Source organism: Salipiger abyssi (genome assembly GCF_001975705.1).
Taxonomy (GTDB): Bacteria; Pseudomonadota; Alphaproteobacteria; order Rhodobacterales; family Rhodobacteraceae; genus Salipiger; species Salipiger abyssi.
This window is the reverse complement of record NZ_CP015093.1, coordinates 3,554,170-3,577,966: the sequence shown is the minus strand read 5'-3', so window position 1 is coordinate 3,577,966 and position 23,797 is coordinate 3,554,170. Positions and strand designations below refer to the sequence as shown.

Here is a 23,797-nt window from a genome sequence, read left to right as displayed (position 1 = left end):
TCCGCCCCGTTCCCGCCTGTCAGCGGTCAGAGTGATTGACAGTGGCGGCAGGTGCAAGAGGGATAGCAGCCTGATTTCCGCTGCAATTTCGCTCAATCGGCGCCTCATTTACCAAATAGAAAACCTCTCCCGGCCATAGTGGCAAGGGAGGAGACACGCCATGACCAGGCAGATATCAGCGACCGTGACGGCCTTTCCCGTCGCCGCTTTTCCGCATCCTGAAACACCGCCTGAAACGGTTCCGACCCCGCATGCGCGGCTCTTCGCGCTGCTGCGGCAGAGGGAGACCCAGCGCGCCGCCGCTGGGTTTGTCGAGGAGCGGGTTGTCTCACCGCATTTCGCGCGGGCCTTTCAGGATCAGGCGGCGGCCTCGTTCCGCCATCCGCCGGCCCTGAGCCAAGACTAACCGCGGAAGCCGGTCGCGACCACGAATTTTTCCGAAGAATCCGACCGACTTGCCGGCGGCTTCACATTCGCCACCTTGTCGAAGCGCTGCTTCAGCAGCGCCTGAAGCCCCTGTTCCGCGCCGCCCGCCAGCACCTTGGCGACAAAGGTGCCGCCCTCTTCCAAAACGTCAAAGGCGAGCTCCGCCGCCGCCTCACAGAGCCCCACGATGCGCAGGTGATCCGTCTGCTTGTGTCCGGAGGAGGATGCCGCCATGTCCGACATCACCACATCCGCCTTGCCGCCGAGCCAGGCCTTCACCTTGTCGTCGGCGCCGTCTTCCATGAAATCGAGCTGGTGGATCTCGGCGCCCGGCACCGGCAGCACCTCTTGCAGATCGACCCCCAGAACATAGCCCTGCGGCTTGTTCTTCTTCTCTCCCAGCGCGTTCACCCGGGGCACCGCCACCTGACACCAGCCGCCCGGCGCACAGCCGAGATCGACCACCCGCGCGCCGGGCTTCAGGAAATGGAATTTCTCGTCCAGCTCCAGGATCTTGAAGGCCGCGCGCCCGCGATAGCCCTCGTCCTTGGCGCGCTTCACATAAGGATCGTTCAACTGCCGTTGCAGCCAGCGTGTCGAGCTGAGCTTGCGCCCGCGCGCCGTCTTGACCTTGACCTTCAGGTCGCGCTGACCGCGCCCGGAGGTGTTCTTTCCCGATGGGGGCTTTGCCATGGCCATGCCGCCTTTCCGCAACTCTTCGGGGTCACATGGCCCCATCGCGGCTATTCTGCAACCAGATCAGCCCGGTTCCAATGACGCTTTCGCCTCTTTCAGCAGCCGCGCCGCCTCCGAGCCCTGAATCTTCGCGATATCGTCCTGATATTTCAGGATCGCCCCCAGCGTGTCCGAGATCACCTCGGGAGAGAGATCGACCACATCCAGCGCCAGCAGGCATTTCGCCCAGTCGATGGTCTCCGCCACGCCCGGCTTCTTGAAGATGTCCTCGGTGCGCAGCGCCTGCACAAAGGCGACGATCTCGCGGCTGAGCTGCTCGGCCAGATGCGGCTCGCGCGCATGCAGGATCTCGACCTCGCGGGCGAAATCCGGGTAGTCGACCCAGTGATAGAGGCAGCGGCGCTTGAGCGCGTCATGCACCTCGCGCGTGCGGTTCGAGGTCAGCACCACGATGGGCGGCTCGGGCGCGGTGATCGTGCCGAGCTCGGGGATGGTCACCTGAAAATCGCTGAGCGCCTCCAGCAGAAACGCCTCGAAGGGCTCATCCGTGCGGTCGAGCTCGTCGATCAGCAGCACCGGCGCGCCATTGGCATCGGGCCGCATTGCCTGCAAGAGCGGTCGCTCGACCAGGTAATCCGGCCCGAACAGTTCCTTCTGGAGGATCTCGCGGTCGGCATCGCCCTGCGCTTCCGCCGTGCGGATGGCGATCATCTGCGCGGGAAAGTTCCACTCATAGACCGCGCTCGCCGCGTCCAGCCCCTCATAGCATTGCAGCCGGATCAGCCGGCGCCCCAGCGACGCGGCCAAGGCCTTGGCGATCTCGGTCTTGCCGACGCCGGCCTCGCCTTCGAGAAACAGCGGCCGGCCGAGCTTCAGCGACAGGAACACGACCGTGGCCAGCGCCCGGCCGCAGACATAGCCCGTATCGGACAGCATCGCCTGCACATCGTCGATGGAATTGGGGTTTTGCATGGGGCCTCCTCCTGCCCTCCGGCTTGCCCGTCCGGACCCGTCCGGTCAATACCCACAAGGTCGCAGAGCCCCGGGCGCAGATTGACGGCACGGCAGCGAGATGCGATGATTTCGAGAGGTTATTAAGGCCATGGCGGAGCAACCGCCGGGCGGACGGGCGCAGCGGGCAGACCCATGAGCAACGATTTCGCGGGGGCGCAACGATGCGCATAACCGCTGTGACATGTGTGAAAAACGAAGGCCCCTTCCTGCTGGAATGGATCGCTTTCAACCGTCTGATCGGCGTCACCGATTTCCTAATCTATTCAAACGATTGCACCGACGGTACCGACCGGCTGCTCGACGCGCTCGGCGAGTATGGCGTGGTGCACCTGCCCAACCCCGCCAGGGGGCGCAACTACCAGATGGAGGCGCTGAAACATGCGGCGAAACAGCCCGTGGTGCGTGATGCGGACTGGGTCTGGATCGCCGATGTGGACGAGTTCCTGAATATCCACACGGGCGATCACACGATCCCCGCGCTGATCGCGGCTTGCGGCGATCCGCAGGCGATTTCCGTGACCTTCCAGTTCTTTGCCAATGACGGGATCGAGCGCTTCGAAGACCGCCCGGTGATCGGCCAGTTCACCCGCACCCACAATCCCGATCTGTGGTGCGCGGACAGCGCCATCGAGGTCAAGACACTGGTGCGAAAAGATTTTCCGCTGCATTATTTCGGCGCGCACCGACCGTTTTTCCGCGAGACCGACGCGCGTGACCTGCCGCGCTGGACCGACGGCTCGGGCCGCCCGGTGCCGCCCAAGTTCCACATTGCCGCCAACACCCGCCGCATCCGCCGCTTTCCCGCCGCCGGCGCGCGGCACTATGCGACGCTCAACCATTATGCCCTGCGCTCGCTCGACAGCTATCTGGTCAAGAACGACCGTGGCGACGTCAACCGCGAAGGCCGGGCCTTTGACGACAGCTATTGGCGCGAGCGCAACGACCGCGCCTGGGAGGAGCGCTCGATCCACCGCCACCTGCCCGCGCTTGAGGCGGCTCTGGCGGAGATGAAGCGCGGAAAGATCGGCGCGCTGCATGACGAGGCGGTGCGCCTCCATCGCGAAAAAATCAGGGAACTCAAGGGGAAGCCCGCCTATGCGGAGATGTGGGAGCATCTGCGCGGGCTGCCGCCCTACCCGCCCGGAGAACTTGAGCTTCGACATGAACTTGGACTGATAAGCTGATGGTTCGCATCATTAATCTCGGCCTCCCAAAGACCGGCACGACGACGCTGGGCGTGGCACTGCAACGCGCCGGGCTTTCGGTGGCGGATTTCAAGCTGCGCCGGGGCAGTTGCCCGGACAAGGCCATCGCCGGCAGCTATGTGGCACGGCAGCTCTATGACGGCTATTTCGGCTCGGGCGACCCGCTGGAGCATCTCGGCGCGCTGGATGCGTTGAGCGAGATTTCGGTCCTGAATCCAAAGCTTTGCCTCTGGCCGCAGACCGATTTCGGCCTGATCGAGGCGATCCGCAGCCGCTATCCGGAGCTGCGCTTCGTCGCCTCCTGGCGCGATCCGGACGAGACCGCCCATTCCATCCTGCGCTGGTCCGATCTCGGCACGCGGCGGTTACCCGAGGGCAATATCCCCGGCCTGCCCGCCGGCTATGGCGAGACGCGGCTGCAACGGGCGCAATGGGTGGCGCAGCATTACGCCTTCCTGCGCCGGATCTTTGCCGGCGACCCGCGCTTTCTAGAATATGACACCGCCGATCCGGAGGCGCCGAATAAGCTCTCCGACTTTTTGGGGCTGGAGCTGCCCTGGTGGGGAAAAGCGAATGAAAACAGATCCCTGAAAGCACCCGGCTCGGCATGAGGATCCATGTTCATATCGGCCCCGACGCGACGGTGACCGACCGTCTGCAACGGGTATTGCAGGCCAAACGCGACCAGCTCCGCGGCAAGGGCGTGCTCTATCCCCGCTCGCCCGGCACCAAGAACCACACCCGGCTCTTCATGGCGGTCACCGATCCCGAGGCGGTGGATTCGCTGCGCTTCAACCGCGGCTTCATCGCGCCGGAGAAACAGGCGGCGCTGCGTCAGGCGGTGATGACACAGCTTGCGCAGGAGGTAGAGCAGGCTCGGCCCGTCACGCTGATCCTGACTGCACATCAGCTCGGCTCCTGCCTGATATCTCAACGCGAAATCAAGTCTCTACGCGACATTCTTTCACCGATCTCCGAAGACATCCGGATCGTGGCGCATCTCGACGATCCGGCGCGTATGCTGGCCCGGCGCTATGCGGCGCAGGTCATGGACGGGCGCGCGGCGCCGCTGACACTGGACCTCGGTCTTGCCGATGCGCCCGACTGGTGGCGGTCGGCGCTCGACACACGCCCGGCGGCAGACCCGCGCGCAGGCCGGTTCCCGGAGACGCAGGGCGCGGTTTTATGTCTGGATTACAAGCGGTTACAGCAGGAATGGGAGGCGGTGTTCGGGCCGGGATCGGTGATCTTCCGCAGCATCTCTCCGGAGCGGCTCCATGGCGAGGCGACCACCGAAGAGCTGCGCGCCGCTTTCGACATCGCAGACACCATCGGCAAGGCCGACCCCGCGACGCCGCCAACCGCGCCTTCCGCCGCCTGGCTGGCGCGCTGCCGGCAACTCAACGATGTGCTTCTGCGCTATCTGGCGCGGCACGAGGCCGTTCTCCCGCGTCCGCTATGGCGGAAATTCCTGAATGAAATCAAAGTATCCGGCTCGCCAATTGACGCGGGAAGCCTGTCGGCCATCTCGCAGCGCTTCGCGAAGGATCTCGCCGCGCTCTGCGCCACCCATCCCGGGCTCGATCCCGATCACCTGACCCCGGAGCCGGCCACCGCAGACTGGCAGGAGGCCGATCCGACGCGGGGCTTTCGCGCCACGCAATACCTGCTCGCCTTCCGCTGGCGCATAGAGCAGGCGAGCAAAGAGGAACTCGCCGCCAAGACCGCAGATCTCGCGGCGCTCGACCCGGCGGCAACGCCCCGTATCGAGAAAACCCTGACACTTTCGCCCTCGGCAAAGGCGCATCTACCGCCGCAGGCGATCCAGGCGCTGGCGAAGCTGCAAGGCTCGGTCTTTGCGCCGCATAACCGGCTGGGCGATCTCGATGAGGAGGCCGAGGCCGCGCCCTATACCCGCGCCGAGGGCGGCAGCGGCGCGGTCATTGTCGGCTGCATGAAGAACGAGGCGCCCTATATCGTCGAATGGGTGGCCTATCACCGCGCCATCGGGGTGGATCATTTCCTCATCTATACAAATGGTTGCGAGGACGGCACGCGCGGAATCCTCACCCGGTTGCAGGAGATGGACGTGCTCACCCATCGCGACAATGACGACTGGACGGGCAAGTCGCCGCAGCAACATGCGCTCGACAGCGCGCTGACAGAACCAGTGGTCGAAAACGCCGCATGGATCGCCCATATCGACGTGGACGAGTTCATCAACGTGCGCTGCGGCAACGGCACGCTGGCGGATCTGTTTCAGCGCGTGCCCGACGCCACCAATATCGCCATGACCTGGCGGCTCTTCGGCCATAACGGCGTGGCGCGGCTCGAGGATAAGCTGGTGATCGACCAGTTCGACCGCTGCGCCCCGAAATACTGCCCCAAGCCGCATACGGTCTGGGGCTTCAAGACGCTGTTCCGCAATATCGGCGCCTATGGCAAACTCTCCTGCCATCGCCCGAACAAGCTCTTGCAAGGCTTTGATGACAAAGTGAAATGGGTCAACGGCTCCGGCGCTGACATGACCGGCGAGGCGCTGCGCAACGGCTGGCGCAGCTCGCGCAAGAGCATCGGCTACGATCTGGTGCAGCTCAACCATTACGCCCTGCGCAGCGCCGAGAGCTTTCTGATCAAGCGCCAGCGCGGCCGCGCGCTGCATGTGGATCGCTCCATCGGGCTCAATTACTGGGTGCGGATGGACTGGACCGGCGCGCGCGATCTCACCATCAAGCGCAATATCCCCCGGGTCCGCGCGGAATATGACAGGCTGCTCGCCGATCCCGAGCTGCGCAAATGGCACGATCACGGGCTGGACTGGCACCGCGCCAAGGCCGACGCGCTGCACGCCACGCCGGAATTCGAAGATCTCTACCAGCAGGCGCTCGCCCTGCGCCTGACGGAAACCGAGCGGGTGGCCTATGCGCTCGCCCTCGATCTGGAGAATTGATCATGGAGGCAACCGGCCCCAAGAACCCGTATATCCGCTCGCGCGGGCTGCGGATTCCCAAGCATCCCTGGATCACCACCGGACGGGTGCGCGGCGCGCTGCGCGAAGACACCTATGAGCGCAAGGAATGCGACGCGGTCAGCCGCGTGGTGCATGCGGGCGACACGGTGCTCGAGCTGGGCGGCGGCATCGGCTATATGTCGACGCTGATGTCGGTGAAGCGCAAGGTTGCGCGCGTGGTCAGCTACGAGGCGAACCCGGCGCTGATCCCCTATATCGCCAGCGTTCATGCCGCCAATGCGGTGGAGAATGTCGAGGTGCGCAACGCGCTGCTCACGGCGGAAGGCGGCGCGCCGGTGGCGTTTCACGTCCGGCAGAATTTCCTCGGCTCCTCGATGGACCGCGAGGCGGATCCCGACAGCATCGTCGAAACCGTGCAGATCGCGCAGCACCGGCTCGACGAGACACTGGCCGAGCTGAAACCGGACGTGCTGGTCTGCGATATCGAAGGCGCGGAGGCGGATCTGCTGCCGGTGGGCGACTGGTCGTCGCTGCGCTGCGCGGTGATCGAGCTGCATCCGCAATGGATCGGGCAAAGCGGCGTGCAGGCGGTGTTCGACGCCATGCAGCGCGCCGGGCTGACCTATTTCCCCAAGGCCTCCGAGGCGAAGGTCGTCACCTTCCGCAAGGGCTGGTAGGCCGATGATCGCGCGCCGCCCCTGCGCCTGCCCCGGACGCGGTCCGGGGCCTCATCTCCGGCCCGGAGGCCTCGGCACGGAGGCCGGGGCGCGTATCCCGGTGGCGGTCGCGGCATGAGAATCACGGCGATTCTCTGCGTGCGCAACGAGGGCGCCTTCCTGCTCGACTGGCTGGCGCATCATCTGAGCTGCGGCATCGACCATGTGGTGGCGCTGTCGAACGATTGCGCCGACGGCACCGATACGCTGCTCGACCGGCTCGCCGAACTCGGTCATGTCACCCATATCCGCAATGATGGCCCCTACGATCGCGGCGGCATCCAGTTCACCGGGCTGAAGCGCGCCGATCGTTGCGAGGCGGTGCGCGCCGCCGAGTGGCTGCTGCCGCTCGATGTGGACGAGTTCGTCAATGTGCATGTGGGCGCGCGCAGCCTGCCCGACCTCATCGCCGCCCTGCCCGATGCCGATGCCATCACGCTCACCTGGCGGCTCTTCGGCAATGCCGGCGTGCTGCGCTATCAGGACAGCCCCGTCCCCGAACAGTTCACCCGCGCCGCGCCGGTGCGCATGGTCTGGCCCTGGCGCTCGGCGATGTTCAAGACGCTCTACCGCAACAACGGCATCTACCGGAAGCTCGGCGTCCACCGCCCGCGCAACCCCGATCCGGCGCGCGTGGACGGGGCGCGCTGGTTCGATGGCGAGGGGCGCGCGCTCGACGCGCAGTTCCGCACGCGGCGGATCTTCTCCAACTACGGCCGCTCGAACTATGCGCTGGCGCAGCTCAACCACTATCCGTTGGGCGCGATGGAGAGCTATGTGCTCAAGGCCGACCGGGGCCGCGCGGTGCATTCCGACCATATGCTGGGGCTCGATTACTGGGTGGAGCGCAATTTCAACAGCGACGAGGACCGCTCGATCCTGGCGCTGGCACCGCAGGTGGCGGAGCGGCGCGCGGCGCTGGCGGCGGATCCGCAGCTTGCAGAGTTGCACGCGGCCGCCGTCGCCTGGCGCAAGGCGCGGTTCGAGGCGCTGATGCTGGACGAGCCCTATCGTGCCCTCATGGGACGGCTGATGATGACGCCGCCGAGCCGGCCGCTGTCACCGCAGGGCGCCCGGCTCCTGCACGGATATGCGAACAGCGCGCGCGCCGCGTCCGGAAACGACGCCGGCAAGGACCAGGAGTAGCGCCGTTTGTCGATTGCGCGCCCCACCGCCGCCCAGCTTACGGGCGCGTACCTAATGGCCCGTGAACTTTCCCAGCTTTCAGCATAATTCCGCCTCAAACCCCGGGCATTGTTTCGTTAAACAGAGACGTGCAAATGCGCGATATGCAGGATGGCAGGTGACAATGCAGGATCAGACAGACCTCTCAGCGGTCGATCTCACCGGTTACCGGCGGGGTCAGTGGATCAAGGCGATCTCCGAGATCGGCGAGGCGGAAGGGTTTTCCGAACCGCTCGGCAAGCGGCATCAGGCGGTGTTTGTCGAGCGCGGCGACACGCTTCTGGTGAGTTTCGAATCCCTGCCCGGCATCGAGGCGCTGTCGGAAACCGCGACGCCGCTGGGCTGGGAGCTGGCCAATACCAAGGGCTGGTCCTCGCTCGCGGTGATCTCTGCCGGCGACACCTGGTTTCGCGACGCGCAGGTCTATGGGTTTTTCGACCAGCTGCTCGATGACGGATTCTTCGACGATTTCGAAACCGTCGTGTTCTATGGCGCCGGCCCGTGCGGCTATGCCGCCGGCGCCTATTCGGTGACCGCGCCGGGCGCCCGGGTGGTGATGCTCCAGCCGCAGGCGACGCTCGATCCGCGCGTCACCGACTGGGACGACCGTTTCGCCGACATGCGGCGGCTGAACTTCACCGCGCGCTACGGCTATGCGCCCGACATGCTGGACGCGGCGCAGCGGGCCTATGTGCTCTTCGACCCGCGCGAACGGCTCGACGCGATGCATTCGGCGCTGTTCGAGCGGCGCAACGTGACCCGGTTCCGTCTGCCCTTCATGGGCAGCGCGCTTCAGAGCGATCTGCTGGATCTCGAACTCTTCGTACCGATTCTCGAAGCCGCCGCCGAGGACAGGCTCGACGCGCTCAGTTTCGCGCGGATGCTGCGCAAGCGCCGCGATCACATGCCCTATCTGCGCAAACTGCTCGCACGGGTCGAGGGCGACGGTCGTTCGGCACTGGCCGAGGCGCTTTGCGCGAATGTCACCGCCCGGCTCGAGGCGCCGCGCTTTGCCCGGCATCTCGAAGCGCTCCGCGCGGGCCACGCCAAGGCAAAAGTCGAGGCCTGATCCGGCTCAGTCGGTGATTGCGCGCAGCGCCCGCACCCGCGCGGGGGGAATCGCCGCGACCTCGACGCCGGTGAAGACATGCAGCGTGTTCATCGCGCGATCCACCACCGCGTGGTCGCTGACCCAGCCGCCCATGCCCAGATAGGTGCGCAGCAGCGGCGGAATCAGCTTCATCGCCGCGCGCGCATCCGCGCCTTCCTCGGGGAATCGCACCCGCTCACGCGCCTTTTCGCCCACCCGCCAGCGCTCCGGCGCCGCGTGACGGGCGCGCAGATGGGCGAAGGCGGCAGCATAGCGCGCCGGATCGGTGCCCTGAAAGCTCGCGCAGCCGAAAAGCAGCTTTGCCCCGCCCGAATCCACCAGCCCGGTGATCGCCCCCCAGGCCAGCCGCAGGATATCGGGATCGCTGGGGCCGGGACGGATGCAGAAGCGCCCGAGCTCCAGCATCGGCCCGCCGAACCCGTCGAGCCGGCTCAGATCGTAATACTGCGCCGCATAGCTCTCGGTGATCGCCGCGCCATCCTCCAGCCAGAGATAGCGGAAACAGGCGAGCGGCGCGCCGCCGGCATCGTCCTCGACCAGCACATGCCGGCAGAGCGGATCGAAGCCATCGGCATCGCTGGGCCCGGTTTCGCCGAAAAACGCCCGCCCGCGCAGTGCCTGCGCGGCGGCCAGATCGGCGTCGCTCTCGGCCAGCCGGACGCGATAACGCCCGCGCCGCAACAGGATAACCGGCCCTTCCCCCGCGGCGCCATTGTCCTGACGGGGGCTCATGTCCCGGTCCTACTGTTCCATGAAATCGCCGAGCGCCAGCCCGCCGATATTGCCGAAGAGTCGGCGGATGAAGCTCAATTCGCCATCTGTGGTGCGGGTGATGCGGCGCGACAGCGGCACGACATTGCCGTCTTCCAGGCCGTAGCGCGAAATATTGTCGACCACGCCTGCCTCGTCGAAAGTGATAGCCAGCACCTGCCGGTCGACGACTTCCGGTGCTTTCCAGGCAAACTGCCGCATCTCGGACTCGATATAGTAGAAGCCGCCCTCGTTCAGAACGCCCGAGGTGGTCGGCACGCCGATCACATCCTCGACGGTGCCGCGGGTATCGACCCCGGGCACGATCTGCTGAAGCTCGTCTTCGGAAGGGGCATAGCCGTGGCTCCGGTACTGTGCCGTGCAGGCGGTCAGCGCCAGCACGGCCAGCATCGCCGCCATCACGTGTCTTCCGGGTATTGCCATGGACTGCGCCCTGCCCTCTTGTCTTGGCCCTTGCGGGTTTCTATCCCGGATTACATAACCAAGCCAAGCCGTTCAAGCAAAGGAAAGGCGGGCCGATGAGCAGAAGCGGAAAGAGCGACGACAGACTGCGGGTGGCGGCACTGCGCAACAACGCACCGACCGCCTTCGACATCCGCCCCGACGAGCATAAGCGCGCCGCGCTCGCCGACTCGCTGGGGCTGCTGGCGCTGCGCAAGCTGCGGCTGGCCGGAGAGATTCGCCCCGAGGGGCGCGGCTCCTGGCGGCTTGTGGCCGAGCTGGGCGCCACGGTGACGCAGCCCTGCGTGGTCACGCTCGACCCGGTGACCAACCGCATCGACGAATCCGTCGAGCGGCTCTGGCGCCCGGACGAGCAGATCGCCACGCCCGCCGAAGGCTCCGAGATCGAGACGCCCGAGGACGACGCCGATCCGCTGCCCGACGTGATCGACCTGGGCGCGGTGCTGCAAGAGGCGCTGACGCTGGCGCTGCCGCTCTATCCCCATAGCGAGGGCGCGGCAGAGGCCGCCGCTGCCCTGGCCGAGGAGGCCGCGCCAGAGGCCGAGGAGGCACGCCCCAACCCCTTTGCCGCGCTCTCGGGCCTGCGCGACAAGCTCGCCGGCGACACGGACGATGGTGAAAACGGTGCCTAGCCCTGCCTGCGTGGCGAAATTGCGCTTGCGGTTTTGCAATAAACCCCTATTTTCGCGCCTTCATCGGGATTCCGGGTTGCCATGGCCCTCTGCTTGCGACTATGAGGCCGGGCACGCCCGAACGGAACCGGGCATCGAAATGCCCCCCATCACGCGAAAGATCGAGGTTGAGACATGGCCGTCCAACAGAACAAAGTATCCAAATCGCGCCGCAACAACCGCCGGGCGCATGACGCTCTCGTTGCCGGCAACCCCAACGAATGCGACAATTGCGGCGAGCTCAAGCGCCCGCATCACGTCTGCCCCTCCTGCGGTCACTACGGCGAGCGCGAAGTCGTCGCCATGGCCGACGAGATCGAGCTGGACGAAGACGCAGCCTGAATGTCCTGAAGGCCCGGGCGCCGCATGAGTTCCTCCGCACAGGATAACCGGCCGGCAAACGGGCCTCTGGTCCTTTCCATCGACGCCATGGGCGGCGATCGCGGGCCGGCAACGATTGTTGCCGGTCTTGATATCTTTGCGCGCCGCAACCGCAGCGCGCAATTCCTGCTGCACGGCCCCGCCGCGCAGCTCGACCCTCTCGTCCAGAAGAAGCGCCGCCTTGCGGGACGTTGCGAAATTCGCGACGCGCAGGGCGTTGTCTCGATGGAGGACAAGCCCAGCCACGTCATGCGCAACGGCCAGGACACCTCGATGTGGTCCACGCTCGATTCGGTGCGCAATGGCGAGGCGACCGTGGCGGTCTCCTGCGGCAATACCGGCGCGCTGATGCTGCTGTCGATGGTGCGGCTGCGCAAGCTGCCGGGCGTCAACCGCCCCGCCATCGCCGTGCTCTGGCCGTCGAAGAACCCGCAGGGCTTCAATGTCATGCTGGACGTGGGCGCCGATATCCGCGCCGACGCGCAGGATCTGCTGAAATACGCGCTGATGGGCGCCTCCTATGCCCGCAACGGGCTGGCACTCGACCGCCCGCGCATCGGCCTGCTGAATGTCGGCACCGAAGAGCACAAGGGCCGCGCCGAGCTGAAACAGGCGCATGACCTGATCGCCGCACAGGCCGAACAGGGCAATTTCGAATTCGTGGGCTTTGCCGAAGGCGGCGACATCCCCGGCGACCGCTGCGATGTCATCGTGACCGACGGCTTCACCGGCAATATCGCGCTCAAGACCGGCGAAGGCACCGCCTCGCTGATCGGCCAGTTCCTGCGCGAGGCCTTTGCCTATTCGCCGCTCTCCCGCGTCGCGGCGCTGCTGGCGCTGACCTCGCTCAAGCGGCTTCAGGCCCGCATCGACCCGCGTCGCAAGAATGGCGGCGTGTTCCTAGGCCTCAATGGCACGGTGGTGAAATCCCACGGCGCGGCGGATGCGACAGGTGTAGCCGCCGCCGTCGAACTGGCCTACGATCTGGCGCAATCGGGATTTGGCGACAGACTCGCCGCCCGCATCGCCTCTGCCGCAAGCACGGCGGAAGACACCGCCGCGGATGACGGCGACGAGCAGAAAAAAGACGGAACGGATCCATGACCATACGGGCGCAGGTGGCAGGGGTCGGGCATTATCTGCCCGAGCGCGTCGTCCCCAACGCAGAGTTCGAGAAAACGCTGGACACGACCGACGAGTGGATTCGCACCCGCTCCGGCATCGAACGCCGCCATTTCGCCGCCGAGGGCGAGACGACCTCCGATCTCGCCACCCGCGCCGCGCAGGCCGCGCTGGCCGATGCAGGGCTGGAGCCGTCGGATCTCGACGCGCTGATCGTCGCCACCTCGACCCCCGATCTCACCTTCCCCTCCGCCGCCACCATGGTGCAGGCGCGGCTGGGCATGGAAACCGGCTTTGCCTTCGACGTGCAGGCGGTCTGCGCCGGTTTCGTCTTTGCGCTGGCCAATGCCAACGCGCTGATCGTCTCGGGTGCTGCCAAGCGCATCATGGTGATCGGCGCCGAAACCTTCTCGCGCATCATGGACTGGACCGATCGCGGCACCTGCGTGCTCTTCGGCGACGGCGCCGGCGCGCTGATCCTGGAGGCCGGCGAGGGTGACGGCAGCAAGGATGATCGTGGCGTGCTCTCGGTCGATCTGCATTCCGACGGGCGCTACCGTGAGCTGCTCTATGTCGATGGCGGGGTGAGCACCAACTCCATCGGCTACCTGCGCATGGAGGGCAAGGAGGTGTTCCGCCACGCGGTCGCCAAGCTCGCCGCCACCGCCGAGACGGCGATGGAAAAGGCCGGGGTCGAGCCGTCCGAGATCGACTGGATCGTGCCGCATCAGGCCAATATCCGCATCATCGCCGGTACAGCGAAAAAGCTCGGCCTGCCGATGAGCCGGGTCGTCGTGACGGTTCAGGATCACGGCAACACCTCCGCCGCGTCGATTCCCCTCGCACTGTCGGTGGGCAAGGCGCAGGGCGATATCAAGCCCGGCGATCTCGTCGTGACCGAGGCGATTGGCGGCGGTCTGGCCTGGGGCTCGGTACTGCTGCGCTGGTAATCCCTGCAAAGGCGTGTTTTCACGCTCTGAATACGCTGTCGCAAGTGCTTGATATTGACTCGGAAAATTCCCCGGGCCTATGCTGCCTGCAAACCGGGAGGGACGGGTATGAGCGAAAAGACTCTGACGCGTATGGATCTGAGCGAAGCGGTGTTCCGCGAAGTCGGCCTGTCGCGCAATGAAAGCGCGGAGCTGGTCGAGGCGGTGCTTCAGCACATGTCCGACGCGCTGGTGAGCGGCGAACAGGTCAAGATCTCGTCGTTCGGCACCTTCTCGGTGCGCGACAAGGCGGCGCGCGTGGGGCGCAACCCCAAGACCGGCGAAGAGGTGCCGATCCAGCCGCGCCGCGTGCTGACCTTCCGGCCTTCGCATCTGATGAAAGAGCGCGTTGCCGCGGGCAACAAGGGATAAGAAACCATGAGCAAGTCCCGCGATGCCTTCCGCACCATCAGCGAGGTGGCGGAGCTGCTGGACACGCCCGCCCATGTGCTGCGGTTCTGGGAAAGCAAGTTCACCCAGGTGAAACCGGTCAAGCGCGCCGGCGGGCGGCGCTATTACCGGCCCGGCGATATCGCCCTGCTTTCCGGCATCAAGAAGCTGCTGCATGACGACGGCATGACCATCAAGGGCGTGCAGAAAGTGCTGCGCGAGAAGGGCGTGAAACACGTCTCCATGCTGGCGCCGCTGCCGCTGGAAGACGATGAGGAGATGGCCGAGCTGGTCGAGGACGCGCCCTATACCGAGGCTGAGCCGGAAACCGGCACCGTTCTGCCCTTCGCCCCGGTCGAACCCGCCGCGCCGCCCCTTGCGGAGCCGGCGCCCGTAGAGATGTCGGGCGAGGTCACTTCGGAACTGGAGACCCTCGCCAGCGACGCGCCCGCGGACACGGTCGAGGCTCTGACAGATCCCCTGCCCGCCGAGGACGATGCGGCCGTTCCGGAAGGCTCCCCGGAAGAGACGCCCGCAGCGGTTCAGCCGCCCGAGCCCGAAACGGCTCCGCAGGTGCCCCAAGACGACCTTGCCGATGAGGGCTCGCAAGAGACCGAAGAGGACGCGCGCGACCAGGCCGAACTCTTTACCGCCGACGTCCCGGCGGAACCGGTGCTGGAAGACGCCGGCGCCGATCTGCCCGATTTTCTCAGCCACTCGCTGGAGGAGCGCGCCGACGCGCCGGAGGCCGAACCGGCCACCGCGCCGGAAAACATCGTGGCAGACGAATCGCCCGCCTCGACCGAGCCCGAAGCGCCAATCGCCGAGCCGGAGCCCGAGCTCATCGCGGCACCGGAAGCCCCGCCCATGGCGGAGGACCCCGCCGAAGAGGCAACATCCGCATCGTCTCCCCCCACTATCCCGGACCTTCCGCGCCTCGAAGATTTGCCACCGCCACCGCCGGGCATTCTGACCCACCTGGCGCGGATCGAACGGTTCAGCCCGGAACAGGCGCGCGCGCTGGTACCGCACATGGCCGCGCTGCGCGAGTTGGTCGCGAACCATGCGCGCCGTCCGCGCCGTTAACCGGCCTGCCGCCCGATTTTCGTGCAAATGGGGGTTGCCCCCGCCGGTAAAAACGGTATGACACAGGTCCATCAAGTCGGGCTATGGCGCAGCCTGGTAGCGCGTCCGTCTGGGGGACGGAAGGTCGCAGGTTCGAGTCCTGCTAGCCCGACCAAATTTCCCCTAACCTGTTGAATGCAAACGCATGCCCGCGCGGCATGCGGCGCGGCGACCTGCGGCGGGCGTTTTTCCCCTCCCCATCGGCGCACGCGCTTGCTAAGGACGTCCGAAGCAGAGGAGCAAGGCATGACAGGGGTGCTCGCAAGCCAGCAAATCGCGGCGATGATCGCATCGGGGGCCATTCTGCCCGGCGCCGATCTCGCGCCCGGCCAGATCCAGCCCGCCAGCCTCGACCTGCGGCTCGGCACCGAGGCGATCCGAGTACGCGCCTCGTTTCTCGCCGGCGCCGGGCGCCGCGTCGCCGACCGGCTCGACGAGTTCGAGATGCATCGCGTCGATCTCACCCAAGGGGCTGTTCTGGAAAAGGGCTGTGTCTATGTGGTGCCGCTGCTGGAGCGGCTCGCCCTGCCCGATGACCTGACCGCGGTCGCCAATGCCAAGAGCTCCACCGGCCGGCTCGACCTGCTGACCCGTACCATCACCGATGGCGGCACCGAGTTCGACCGGGTGCCACGCGGCTATGACGGGCCGCTCTATGCCGAGATCTGCCCGCGCAGCTTTTCGGTACTGGCGCGCACCGGCATGCGGCTGAACCAGATCCGCTTTCGCCGCGGCCAGTCGGTGCTGAGCGATGCCGAGCTGAGCGCGCTGCACGAGGCGGAAACGCTGGTCAATGGGGGGCCGGCGGTGATTGGCGAGGGCCTTGGCTTTTCGGTCGATCTGAAACCGGATGCGGGCATGCTGGTCGGCTGGCGCGCCAAGCCGCATACCGGGCTGATCGACCTCGACAAGATCGGACATTACGACCCGGCGGAATTCTGGGATCCGCTGCACAGCGACAAGGGCCGGCTGATCCTCGACCCGGACGCGTTCTATATTCTGGTGAGCCGCGAGGCGGTGCATATCCCGCCGGCTTACGCCGCCGAGATGGCGCCCTATCTCGCCATGGTGGGGGAATTCCGGGTGCATTACGCCGGGTTCTTCGATCCAGGCTTCGGCCATGCGGGCGCCGGCGGCACCGGCTCGCGCGGCGTGCTGGAGGTGCGCTGCCACGAGGCGCCTTTCGTACTGGAACATGGCCAGATCGTCGGGCGGCTGGTCTATGAGCGCATGGATGAAGCCCCCGAGCAGCTCTATGGCGCTGGGATTGCCTCGAACTATCAGGGCCAGGGGCTCAAACTCTCCAAGCATTTCCGAGGCTGAGGCGCCGCCCGCGCAGAGGGTCGATCAAGGCCCTGCATGCGTCCAACGGGTCCGACAACCTGACGCTCAGGGATTGAAGCGCACCGCTCTGCCGCGTCTTGCAGCGGGCCACTCAGGCGGCGACCTTCAGAACCACGCGATTGCAGCCCGCCCGCTCCGCTTCGCGCAGCGCGGCTTCGGCGCGGGCCGCCGCCGGCGACAGCGAGAGATCGCCGCGACGGGCACGCACCGCGCCGGCGGAAAGGGTAAAGGCCGGGAGCTGCTCAGCGCCCTGCCCGGTGAGCCCTGTGCCGAGCTTGCGCAAGGCCTCGGCCCGCGCCTCGAGCGCGTCCTGGTCGAGCCCATGGGTCAGCGCCAGCAGCGTGCCGTCGTCGCGGCGCACCAGCACCTCGCCCGGCCCGAGCGTGCCAGCCACCCGTGCACTCAGCAGATCGAGGATACGCGCGCTCGTGTCCTCGCCATGGCGCTCGTTCAGCCGGTCGCAATGGTCGATACCGAGCATGATCAGCCCAACCGGCCCGATCTGCCCGAAAGCGCGCATATAGATCGCGGCCATGGCCGTCGATTGCAGCCCGCTTGGCGGGTCTAGTCGCAGCGCCGCTGCAAGATCGCGCGCATCCTCGCGCCGACGCTGGCTGCGCGCCTCGGCCTTCATCCCGAGATACAGCATCACCCCCAGCGCCCAGACAGCCATCGCCATCAGCAGGACCATCAGCGCTGCGGAGCGGTAGGGCAAAGCCACCGCCTTCATGATCAGCGCCTCGCCCATCAGCCAACCGACCCAGAGCAGCACCGTCATGCGGGTTGCTCGGCCCACCGGAGATGAGCTGACCAGAGGGCGCAGCAGCGGGCGGCGCACGAACCGCGCCATGCCCGCCATACCGAGCGCCAGCAGCATCGCGCTGGTGGGCAACGACATCGCGCCGAAAAAGCCCTCATGGCCGTTGAGATACCCGAACAGCGCCACGAATGGCGGCGCCAGCGCCAGCAGCGCCAGACCGAAGGACGCGGTTTGCAGCCGCCCGAAGCTCAGATGCGCCAGCGCGAGCAGGACGAAACCGACAGCGGTATTCAACCCCATCTCGCCGGCACCGAGTGTGAGCCCGCGCAGATGAAGGTAGCGCGCGGCGATACAGACCACGATCACCATCGCCCAGATCGCCATTTCGGCACGCCCCGGCAGTCCGAGCGGGCGTTGCAGCAGCACCGCCCCAAAACTCAGAAGCGCCGCGACGACGGTCGGGATGGAAAACACCGCCTGACCGACCGGCGCATAGAAATGCGGAATGGCATAGACATGCCCCTCGATCGCGATGACGCAGAGCAGCGCCACAAGGCTGAGACACGCGCCCCGGATCCAGACCATGCCGCGCAGCGACGGCGACCGGCGATGGTGGAGACCACCCATTGTCAGACCAGTTGACCGCTGGATTTGTGCCGGCATGAGACGCTCCCTCCATTCTTCGGATGCGACCGTGACGGTACGCATCAGAGGGTCAGCCTACGCGCGGAGCGTTGATTCTTCGTTAAGGTTCGGCGGGCTCAGAACCGGCCCATGCGGCGCGCCAGCCGCGCCGCCTGCCGTGCGCGGCGCATGGAACCACGCGCGTTTCCCGTGCCCCCTTGTGCACCGTCGCGAGGGGTCTGGGTGCGCCCGAGCGTCTTGTTCAGGCCCGCGTTCACGCGGCGACCGACCAATCGGCGCATCACCATGCGCAGCACCATATTGATGATCTGATTGCCGTGCATCCGTCGCGCTCCTTTTGCCTGCGCTCCGACAGAATAGCGCAAATTGCGAAGATTTCAGGGCCGTCGCGCGGTCAATCCTCGAAGAGTTCGCTTTGCCCGGGCGCCTCGTCCTCGTCGCCGGCCTCGCTCTCGCCGGCGAGCGGCACCGCGCCGGGCGGCGGGCGGTTATCAAGCAGCCCCGCCGCGCGCAGCTCCTTGAGCCCGGGCAGGTCGCGGGCATTCTCCAGCCCGAAATGATCGAGGAAATCCTGCGTCACCACGAAGGTCACCGGGCGGCCCGGGGTCATCTTGCGGCGCCCGAAGCGGATCCACTCCATTTCGAGCAGCTGATCCACCGTGCCGCGCGACACCGAGACGCCGCGCACCTCTTCGATCTCGGCGCGGGTGACCGGCTGGTGATAGGCGATGATCGCCAGGGTTTCGATCGCGGCACGGCTGAGCTTGCGGGTCTCAACCGTTTCTTTCTGCATGAGAAATCCCAGATCCGGCGCGGTGCGGATCGCCCAGGCATCGCCCACGCGCACCACCCGCACGCCGCGCCCGTCGTAGCGCTTGCGCAGATAGACCAGCGCCTCCGCCGGGTCGCAGCCATGCGGCATGCGCGCCTCGAGCTCGCGCACCGTCACCGGCTCGGCGGAGGCGAAGAGGATCGCCTCGACCATGCGCTCCTGCTCGGCGATGGGCGGCGCCTCGAACAGCGTCTCGCGCGGCGCCTCTGCCTCTGCGACGGTGCCGGTTTCCGGCGCCTCGGGGGCGGTGTCTTCGGCGTCAGTCATGCGGTGTCTCCCGTTTGCGCAGCTGGATCGGCGCGAAGGTTTCAGACTGCCGTATCTCGGCATGGCCCTCCTTCACCAGCTCCAGCGAGGCGGCGAAGGTCGCCGCCGTGGCCGAGCGCCATTTCACCGGATCGCCGTCCCAGCCCTCGGGCAGCCAGGAGGCGATATCCGTCCATTGCCCGGCAAAGCCCAGCAGCCCGCGCATGCGGTCGAGCGCCTGTTCCATGGTGTAGACGCTGTCGCGGTCCATCACGAAGGGGCGGAACTCGTCGCGGGTGCGGATGCGGGCATAGCCCTGCATGAGATCCAGCAGCGTGGCGGTGTACTGGACCTTGCGCACGCGCTCCATGCCCTCGGGCAGACCGCGTGCAAAGAAGTCGCGCCCCAGCCGGTCGCGCGCCATGAGTCGCGCCGCGACATCGCGCATTGCCTGAAGCCGTTCGAGCTGAAAGGCCAGATGCGCGGCCAGTTCCTCGCCCGAAGGGCCCTCTTCGGTGGGATCGGGCGGCAGCAGCAGGCGCGATTTCAGGAAGGCGAGCCAGGCGGCCATGACGAGGTAATCGGCGGCGAGCTCGATGCGCAGCGCCTTGGCCTTGTCCACGAAGGCGAGATATTGCCGCGCCAGTTGCAGCACCGAGATCTTGCGCAGATCGACCTTTTGCGTGCGCGAGAGCGTCAGCAGCAGATCGAGCGGCCCCTCGAACCCGTCCACATCGACGATGAGCGCCTCGGCGGCAAGGCGCTCGGCGACGCTGAGCGTCTGCACATTGCTCTCGACCTCGTCGTTCATTCAGGCACGCTCCGGCAGAAGCGCCTCACGTTCCGCGCTGAGCGCGGCGATGTCAAGCTCGGGCGCCGGTCTGCGGGCCGCCAGCGCCGCCTCGGCGCGGGCCTGTGCCGCCTCGCTCATCTCGCCGGCGCCGGCCATGAGCGGCGCCATCTCGGTCATCTCGCCATTGCAGTGCAGCACGCAATCGCAGCCCGCCGCCAGCGCGGCAGCGCCGCGTTCGGCAACACTGCCCGAGAGCGCCTGCATCGAGATATCGTCGGTCATCAGGAACCCGGCAAAGCCGATCTCTTCGCGGATGAGCGCGATCATTGCCCGGTCGATGGTGGCCGGACGGGTGTTGAGCCCCTCGAAGACCAGATGCGCGGTCATGCCGAGCGGCAGGTCGTGGAACGGGCGGAAGGCGGCGAAATCCACCGCGTCGAGCTCCGCGCGCGGGGCGGAAATGCGCGGCAGGTCGAGATGGCTGTCGAGCCGCGCGAGACCGTGGCCCGGCAGGTGCTTGATCACCGGCAGAACACCGCCCTGAAGATGCGCCTCGGCGACGGCGCGGCCGATCTCGGCGACGCGCTCCGGCGTCTCGCCATAGCAGCGGTTGCGCAGGAAGGCGTGGGTTTCGGGCCGGGCGACGTCGAGCATCGGGGCGCAATTGCCGTCGATGCCGAGGGCGCGCAGTTCGGCGGCGATGATGGCGTAGCGCAGGAACATGGCGCGGGGCGCATGGGCGCCAAAGCGCGCGGCATCGTCGAGCGGCGGCAGCCAGTCGGTTGCCAGCGGCGGGCGCAGACGCTGTACCCGGCCGCCCTCCTGGTCGATGAAGACCGGCGCGTCACGCCCCACACTATCGCGCAGATCGGCGGTCAGCGCGCGGATCTGATCGGCCGTGTCGAGATTGCGCGCGAAGAGGATGAAGCCGAACGGGTTGGAATCACGGAAAAACCGGCGCTCCTCGCCGGACAGTTGACGCCCCAAAGGCGCGAGGATCGCCGCCCCGAACCGCCCGCTCACCGCGTGGTCACCGGGATGCAGTCGGCATTCTCGGCGACAAAGGCGGCGCAGAATCGGCGGGCATCGGAGAGATCGGCGAAGCCATGGGCGCGCAGGCGGTAGAAGACCCGGCCACCGGAGCTGGCGCGCTCGATCACCCGGTCCTTGCCTTCCATGAACTCGCCGAAGCGCGCGGAGAAGCGCTGCCATTCCTTGCGGGCGGTTTCCGGGCTGTCATAGGCGCCGAGCTGCGCCAGGCGGGTGCCGGCAGGCAGGCTGGACGGGTCGATCTCGGTCGGGCCGGCCTGCGCCTCGAGCGCAGCCGCGAGCATCGCCTCGGGGGCGGGATTGGTGGAGAGCGAGGCCGGGCGCTGATGCGGGCGCAGCGAGCGCACGAGCGCGCCCGCCGGAGCCGGGGTGGCGGCCTCTTCGGTCTCTTGCGAGCCCTCATCGGCGGCGTCGCCAAGCGCGGTCTCAACCTCGGCATCGGCGCCGGGTTCGAGCTCGGCATCGGCGCCGGGTTCGAGCTCGGAGAGCGGCTCGGCACCGGCGGCAATCTGATCGGCGAGCGAGCTGATGAGCCCGGCGGTGTCACCGGGCGAACCCTCGGCACCCGGCTCGGCCAGCGCGGTCTCGTCCTGCGGCGCGATCACCGCAGGCGCGATCTTGTCGGAGGGTTTGCGGACCGAGGCCGGCAGCGCCGCCACCGGCACATCCTCGTCGGACAGCCCGGCCTGCTCGGGCGCCAGCAGCAGCCGGTCGGGCACGGGCGCCGCCGTGCCATTGCCCGCCACCTCGTTCACCGCCAGCCCCTGGTGATCGGCCAGCGTGCCGCCGGGATCCTCGGGCGCGATGCGCATCGGGCCTTCCATCGCCTGCACCACCGGAATGCCGGTGACATCGCGCACCAGCAGCTTGTAGCCCCAGACGCCAACGCCGATCACCAGCGCAAGCGATACCGCCGCGCCGGCCCAGTTGGCGATATTTGCGACCTTTGCCCCCGCCGGCGCCTGCGTCTCCGCAGGACCGTCATAGGTGAAATCTGCCATATTTGCCTCGCTGCCCCGCGCCGGATTCCCCGTCACGCGGTGTCTGCTCTGCCCGTTCTTCCCCGGGGCGGCGCGGCGTTTGGGCTCAGCGCATTTCTTCCGCCGGGGTTACGCCCAAGATACCAAGGCCGGCGGAAATGACAACCGCGACGGACCGCGCCAGCGCGATTTTGCTCTGGCTGGTGGCGGCATCGTCCTGAAGGAAGCGCAGCGCCGGCTCGTCATGGCCCTTGTTCCACAGCGCATGCAGATCCGAGGCCAGTTCGTTGAGCCAGATCGCCACCTTGTGCGGCTCGTGCCCCTTGGCGGCGATCTCGACCAGGCGCGGCCATTCGGAGAGCTTTTTCATCAGCCCGAGCTCGGCCTCGTGATCCAGCACCGCCAGATCCGCCTGCACCAGCGCCCCGTCGGAGACGTCGATCCCCGCCTCGGTGGCCTTGCGGATCACCGAACAGACGCGGGCATGGGCGTATTGCACGTAAAAGACCGGGTTTTCCTTGGACTGCTCCACCGCCTTGGCGAAATCGAAATCGAGCGGCGCGTCGTTCTTGCGCATCAGCATGACGAAGCGGGTCACGTCGGGGCCGACCTCATCGACCACGTCGCGCAGGGTGACAAAGGTCCCTGCCCGTTTCGACATCTTGAAGGGCTCGCCGTTCTTGAAGAGCTTCACCAGCTGGATGAGCTTGATATCGAGCGGCACCCTGCCCTCGGAGAGCGCCGAGACCGCCGCCTTCATCCGCTTGACATAGCCGCCGTGATCGGCGCCGAACACGTCGATGAGCTGGTTGTAGCCGCGGCTCACCTTGTCATAGTGATAGGCGATGTCGGGGGCGAAATAGGTCCAGCTGCCATCGGATTTCTTGATCGGCCGGTCCACATCGTCGCCATGCTCGGTGGATTTGAACAGGGTCTGCTCGCGCGGCTCCCAATCCTCGGGGGTCTTGCCCTTGGGCGGCTCCAGCACGCCGCGATAGATCAGCCCTTTGTCGTTCAGGCTGTCGATCGCCGCCTCGATCCGACCGGTGCCGTAGAGCGATTTCTCCGAGAAGAACCGGTCCATCTTCACGCCGAGCTGCGCCAGATCCTCGCGGATCAGCGCCATCATCTCCTCGGTGGCAAAGTTGCGGATCTCTTCGAGCCAGACCTGCTCGCCCTTGCCGACATATTTGTCGCCGACCTGCTCTTTCAGCTTTTCGCCCACCGGGATGAGGTAATCGCCCGGATAGGTGCCGTCGGCAAATTCCACCTCATGGCCCTGCGCTTCGAGATAGCGCAGATAGACCGAGCGGGCGAGCACATCGACCTGCGCGCCGCCATCGTTGATGTAATATTCCCGCGTCACGTCGAAGCCCGCGAAATCCAGCAGGCTGGCCAGCGCGTCGCCGAAAACCGCGCCGCGGGTATGGCCCACATGCAGCGGGCCGGTGGGGTTGGCGGAGACATATTCGACGTTGATCTTCTCGCCCTGCCCCATATGCGAGCGCCCGAAAGCCGTGCCGTCCGTCAGGATCGCCTGGGGAAGCTGTTGCCAGAGCGACGGCGCCAGACGCAGGTTGAGAAAGCCCGGCCCCGCGACCTCGGCGCTGACGATGCGCGCGTCGGCGCCGATCTTGGCGGCCAGCGCCTCGGCGATGTCGCGCGGTTTCTGCTTTGCGGGCTTGGCCAGCACCATCGCGGCATTGGTCGCCATGTCGCCATGCAGCGGGTCGCGCGGAGGTTCCACCGTCACGGGGGCGGTGTTGAGGTCGACGGGCAGTGCACCCTCGGCCTGCAACGCCTCGATCGCCTGTAGCACAAGCGCGCGAATGTCGGTGAAGAGGTTCATCGGTCGTGTCTCCATACGGTCGGCGATCCCTCTACCACTTTGGCGGTTGGGGTCAAATGCCCC

25 protein-coding genes and 1 tRNA gene are annotated in these 23,797 nt (G+C 66.8%); 15 read left to right on the top strand and 11 right to left on the bottom strand.

The window, feature by feature from the left end:
* The first annotated feature begins 160 nt into the window (after positions 1-160).
* Positions 161-406, top strand: coding sequence for a hypothetical protein (locus Ga0080574_RS20975; RefSeq protein WP_076704058.1), 246 nt, complete (start codon positions 161-163; stop codon positions 404-406).
* Here the strand turns inward: Ga0080574_RS20975 and Ga0080574_RS20970 are convergent.
* Both Ga0080574_RS20970 and Ga0080574_RS20965 read right to left on the bottom strand, forming a co-directional pair.
* Positions 403-1,119, bottom strand: coding sequence for an RlmE family RNA methyltransferase (locus Ga0080574_RS20970; protein ID WP_076706088.1), 717 nt, complete (start codon positions 1,117-1,119; stop codon positions 403-405). The two genes, Ga0080574_RS20975 and Ga0080574_RS20970, sit on opposite strands and share 4 nt — an antisense overlap.
* A gap of 66 nt (positions 1,120-1,185) precedes the next feature.
* A complete protein-coding gene (locus tag Ga0080574_RS20965; protein WP_076704055.1) occupies positions 1,186-2,094 on the bottom strand; it encodes an AAA family ATPase in 909 nt (302 codons plus the stop codon).
* Positions 2,095-2,297: 203 nt separating this feature from the next.
* Between Ga0080574_RS20965 and Ga0080574_RS20960 the strand changes: the two genes are divergently transcribed.
* From Ga0080574_RS20960 to Ga0080574_RS20935, 6 genes are all read left to right on the top strand, one after another.
* Positions 2,298-3,320 carry a glycosyltransferase family 2 protein gene (locus tag Ga0080574_RS20960; RefSeq protein ID WP_076704053.1) on the top strand — a complete coding sequence of 341 codons (1,023 nt, stop codon included), beginning with the start codon at positions 2,298-2,300 and terminating at the stop codon, positions 3,318-3,320.
* The gene (locus Ga0080574_RS20955; RefSeq protein ID WP_237219298.1) at positions 3,320-3,952 is read left to right on the top strand and encodes a sulfotransferase family protein; all 633 of its coding nucleotides are present in this window, start codon (positions 3,320-3,322) and stop codon (positions 3,950-3,952) included. The genes Ga0080574_RS20960 and Ga0080574_RS20955 overlap by 1 nt, the downstream gene beginning before the upstream one ends.
* Positions 3,949-6,291: a glycosyltransferase family 2 protein gene (locus Ga0080574_RS20950; protein WP_076704049.1), complete on the top strand. Its 2,343-nt coding sequence runs from the start codon at positions 3,949-3,951 to the stop codon at positions 6,289-6,291. Before Ga0080574_RS20955 ends, Ga0080574_RS20950 begins: the two co-directional genes overlap by 4 nt.
* Before the next feature lie 2 nt (positions 6,292-6,293).
* Positions 6,294-6,989: an FkbM family methyltransferase gene (locus Ga0080574_RS20945; protein WP_076704047.1), complete on the top strand. Its 696-nt coding sequence runs from the start codon at positions 6,294-6,296 to the stop codon at positions 6,987-6,989.
* A gap of 114 nt (positions 6,990-7,103) precedes the next feature.
* On the top strand, positions 7,104-8,174 hold the full coding sequence (locus Ga0080574_RS20940) for a glycosyltransferase family 2 protein (RefSeq protein ID WP_076704044.1): 1,071 nt from the start codon (positions 7,104-7,106) through the stop codon (positions 8,172-8,174).
* Positions 8,175-8,337: 163 nt separating this feature from the next.
* The gene (locus tag Ga0080574_RS20935) at positions 8,338-9,282 is read left to right on the top strand and encodes a phosphoadenosine phosphosulfate reductase (RefSeq protein WP_076704041.1); all 945 of its coding nucleotides are present in this window, start codon (positions 8,338-8,340) and stop codon (positions 9,280-9,282) included.
* A gap of 6 nt (positions 9,283-9,288) precedes the next feature.
* Here the strand turns inward: Ga0080574_RS20935 and Ga0080574_RS20930 are convergent, their stop codons facing one another.
* Together Ga0080574_RS20930 and Ga0080574_RS20925 are read right to left on the bottom strand one after the other, a co-directional pair.
* Positions 9,289-10,056, bottom strand: a complete 768-nt coding sequence (locus Ga0080574_RS20930; protein ID WP_076704039.1) for a GNAT family N-acetyltransferase — start codon at positions 10,054-10,056, stop codon at positions 9,289-9,291.
* 9 nt (positions 10,057-10,065) lie between these two features.
* Complete coding sequence (locus Ga0080574_RS20925) at positions 10,066-10,485, bottom strand: outer membrane protein assembly factor BamE (RefSeq protein WP_380659261.1); 420 nt, start codon at positions 10,483-10,485, stop codon at positions 10,066-10,068.
* Positions 10,486-10,613: 128 nt separating this feature from the next.
* Between Ga0080574_RS20925 and Ga0080574_RS20920 the strand changes: the two genes are divergently transcribed.
* From Ga0080574_RS20920 to Ga0080574_RS20885, 8 genes are all read left to right on the top strand, one after another.
* The gene (locus Ga0080574_RS20920) at positions 10,614-11,189 is read left to right on the top strand and encodes a YceD family protein (protein ID WP_076704035.1); all 576 of its coding nucleotides are present in this window, start codon (positions 10,614-10,616) and stop codon (positions 11,187-11,189) included.
* A gap of 174 nt (positions 11,190-11,363) precedes the next feature.
* Complete coding sequence (rpmF, locus tag Ga0080574_RS20915; protein ID WP_076704033.1) at positions 11,364-11,570, top strand: 50S ribosomal protein L32; 207 nt, start codon at positions 11,364-11,366, stop codon at positions 11,568-11,570.
* Positions 11,571-11,594: 24 nt separating this feature from the next.
* On the top strand, positions 11,595-12,713 hold the full coding sequence (gene plsX / locus Ga0080574_RS20910) for a phosphate acyltransferase PlsX (protein ID WP_076704031.1): 1,119 nt from the start codon (positions 11,595-11,597) through the stop codon (positions 12,711-12,713).
* Positions 12,710-13,681, top strand: a complete 972-nt coding sequence (locus Ga0080574_RS20905) for a beta-ketoacyl-ACP synthase III (RefSeq protein ID WP_076704029.1) — start codon at positions 12,710-12,712, stop codon at positions 13,679-13,681. Before plsX ends, Ga0080574_RS20905 begins: the two co-directional genes overlap by 4 nt.
* A gap of 108 nt (positions 13,682-13,789) precedes the next feature.
* A complete protein-coding gene (gene ihfA / locus Ga0080574_RS20900; protein ID WP_076704026.1) occupies positions 13,790-14,092 on the top strand; it encodes an integration host factor subunit alpha in 303 nt (100 codons plus the stop codon).
* Between the two features lie 6 nt (positions 14,093-14,098).
* Entirely contained in the window at positions 14,099-15,196 is a 1,098-nt protein-coding gene (locus tag Ga0080574_RS26600; protein ID WP_076704023.1) for a MerR family transcriptional regulator, read from the top strand.
* A 77-nt stretch (positions 15,197-15,273) separates the two neighbouring features.
* Positions 15,274-15,350: transfer RNA gene (locus Ga0080574_RS20890), tRNA-Pro, on the top strand.
* Positions 15,351-15,481: 131 nt separating this feature from the next.
* Positions 15,482-16,558, top strand: coding sequence for a 2'-deoxycytidine 5'-triphosphate deaminase (locus tag Ga0080574_RS20885; RefSeq protein ID WP_076704020.1), 1,077 nt, complete (start codon positions 15,482-15,484; stop codon positions 16,556-16,558).
* Between the two features lie 112 nt (positions 16,559-16,670).
* Here the strand turns inward: Ga0080574_RS20885 and Ga0080574_RS20880 are convergent, their stop codons facing one another.
* The 7 genes from Ga0080574_RS20880 to argS form a co-directional block, all read right to left on the bottom strand.
* Positions 16,671-17,966: a diguanylate cyclase domain-containing protein gene (locus tag Ga0080574_RS20880; RefSeq protein ID WP_076704017.1), complete on the bottom strand. Its 1,296-nt coding sequence runs from the start codon at positions 17,964-17,966 to the stop codon at positions 16,671-16,673.
* Between the two features lie 134 nt (positions 17,967-18,100).
* Positions 18,101-18,307: a hypothetical protein gene (locus tag Ga0080574_RS20875; RefSeq protein ID WP_076704014.1), complete on the bottom strand. Its 207-nt coding sequence runs from the start codon at positions 18,305-18,307 to the stop codon at positions 18,101-18,103.
* Positions 18,308-18,378: 71 nt separating this feature from the next.
* A complete protein-coding gene (gene scpB / locus Ga0080574_RS20870; protein WP_076704011.1) occupies positions 18,379-19,083 on the bottom strand; it encodes an SMC-Scp complex subunit ScpB in 705 nt (234 codons plus the stop codon).
* Positions 19,076-19,873 carry a segregation and condensation protein A gene (locus Ga0080574_RS20865; protein WP_076704008.1) on the bottom strand — a complete coding sequence of 266 codons (798 nt, stop codon included), beginning with the start codon at positions 19,871-19,873 and terminating at the stop codon, positions 19,076-19,078. The genes scpB and Ga0080574_RS20865 overlap by 8 nt, the downstream gene beginning before the upstream one ends.
* On the bottom strand, positions 19,874-20,878 hold the full coding sequence (locus Ga0080574_RS20860; protein ID WP_076704005.1) for a glycoside hydrolase family 3 N-terminal domain-containing protein: 1,005 nt from the start codon (positions 20,876-20,878) through the stop codon (positions 19,874-19,876).
* Positions 20,875-21,906, bottom strand: a complete 1,032-nt coding sequence (locus Ga0080574_RS20855; protein WP_076706087.1) for an SPOR domain-containing protein — start codon at positions 21,904-21,906, stop codon at positions 20,875-20,877. Before Ga0080574_RS20855 ends, Ga0080574_RS20860 begins: the two co-directional genes overlap by 4 nt.
* Before the next feature lie 85 nt (positions 21,907-21,991).
* On the bottom strand, positions 21,992-23,734 hold the full coding sequence (gene argS, locus Ga0080574_RS20850) for an arginine--tRNA ligase (protein WP_076704002.1): 1,743 nt from the start codon (positions 23,732-23,734) through the stop codon (positions 21,992-21,994).
* Positions 23,735-23,797: the final 63 nt, after the last annotated feature.

Excerpts from the sequence above, each read along its gene's own strand:
- Ga0080574_RS20975 (WP_076704058.1), top strand. The coding sequence starts at position 161 with ATGACCAGGCAGATATCAGCGACCGTGACGGCCTTTCCCGTCGCCGCT.
- Ga0080574_RS20970 (WP_076706088.1), bottom strand. The coding sequence starts at position 1,119 with ATGGCAAAGCCCCCATCGGGAAAGAACACCTCCGGGCGCGGTCAGCGC.
- Ga0080574_RS20965 (WP_076704055.1), bottom strand. The coding sequence starts at position 2,094 with ATGCAAAACCCCAATTCCATCGACGATGTGCAGGCGATGCTGTCCGAT.
- Ga0080574_RS20960 (WP_076704053.1), top strand. The coding sequence starts at position 2,298 with ATGCGCATAACCGCTGTGACATGTGTGAAAAACGAAGGCCCCTTCCTG.
- Ga0080574_RS20955 (WP_237219298.1), top strand. The coding sequence starts at position 3,320 with ATGGTTCGCATCATTAATCTCGGCCTCCCAAAGACCGGCACGACGACG.
- Ga0080574_RS20950 (WP_076704049.1), top strand. The coding sequence starts at position 3,949 with ATGAGGATCCATGTTCATATCGGCCCCGACGCGACGGTGACCGACCGT.
- Ga0080574_RS20945 (WP_076704047.1), top strand. The coding sequence starts at position 6,294 with ATGGAGGCAACCGGCCCCAAGAACCCGTATATCCGCTCGCGCGGGCTG.
- Ga0080574_RS20940 (WP_076704044.1), top strand. The coding sequence starts at position 7,104 with ATGAGAATCACGGCGATTCTCTGCGTGCGCAACGAGGGCGCCTTCCTG.
- Ga0080574_RS20935 (WP_076704041.1), top strand. The coding sequence starts at position 8,338 with ATGCAGGATCAGACAGACCTCTCAGCGGTCGATCTCACCGGTTACCGG.
- Ga0080574_RS20930 (WP_076704039.1), bottom strand. The coding sequence starts at position 10,056 with ATGAGCCCCCGTCAGGACAATGGCGCCGCGGGGGAAGGGCCGGTTATC.
- Ga0080574_RS20925 (WP_380659261.1), bottom strand. The coding sequence starts at position 10,485 with ATGCTGGCCGTGCTGGCGCTGACCGCCTGCACGGCACAGTACCGGAGC.
- Ga0080574_RS20920 (WP_076704035.1), top strand. The coding sequence starts at position 10,614 with ATGAGCAGAAGCGGAAAGAGCGACGACAGACTGCGGGTGGCGGCACTG.
- rpmF (WP_076704033.1), top strand. The coding sequence starts at position 11,364 with ATGGCCGTCCAACAGAACAAAGTATCCAAATCGCGCCGCAACAACCGC.
- plsX (WP_076704031.1), top strand. The coding sequence starts at position 11,595 with ATGAGTTCCTCCGCACAGGATAACCGGCCGGCAAACGGGCCTCTGGTC.
- Ga0080574_RS20905 (WP_076704029.1), top strand. The coding sequence starts at position 12,710 with ATGACCATACGGGCGCAGGTGGCAGGGGTCGGGCATTATCTGCCCGAG.
- ihfA (WP_076704026.1), top strand. The coding sequence starts at position 13,790 with ATGAGCGAAAAGACTCTGACGCGTATGGATCTGAGCGAAGCGGTGTTC.
- Ga0080574_RS26600 (WP_076704023.1), top strand. The coding sequence starts at position 14,099 with ATGAGCAAGTCCCGCGATGCCTTCCGCACCATCAGCGAGGTGGCGGAG.
- Ga0080574_RS20885 (WP_076704020.1), top strand. The coding sequence starts at position 15,482 with ATGACAGGGGTGCTCGCAAGCCAGCAAATCGCGGCGATGATCGCATCG.
- Ga0080574_RS20880 (WP_076704017.1), bottom strand. The coding sequence starts at position 17,966 with ATGGGTGGTCTCCACCATCGCCGGTCGCCGTCGCTGCGCGGCATGGTC.
- Ga0080574_RS20875 (WP_076704014.1), bottom strand. The coding sequence starts at position 18,307 with ATGCACGGCAATCAGATCATCAATATGGTGCTGCGCATGGTGATGCGC.
- scpB (WP_076704011.1), bottom strand. The coding sequence starts at position 19,083 with ATGACTGACGCCGAAGACACCGCCCCCGAGGCGCCGGAAACCGGCACC.
- Ga0080574_RS20865 (WP_076704008.1), bottom strand. The coding sequence starts at position 19,873 with ATGAACGACGAGGTCGAGAGCAATGTGCAGACGCTCAGCGTCGCCGAG.
- Ga0080574_RS20855 (WP_076706087.1), bottom strand. The coding sequence starts at position 21,906 with ATGGCAGATTTCACCTATGACGGTCCTGCGGAGACGCAGGCGCCGGCG.
- argS (WP_076704002.1), bottom strand. The coding sequence starts at position 23,734 with ATGAACCTCTTCACCGACATTCGCGCGCTTGTGCTACAGGCGATCGAG.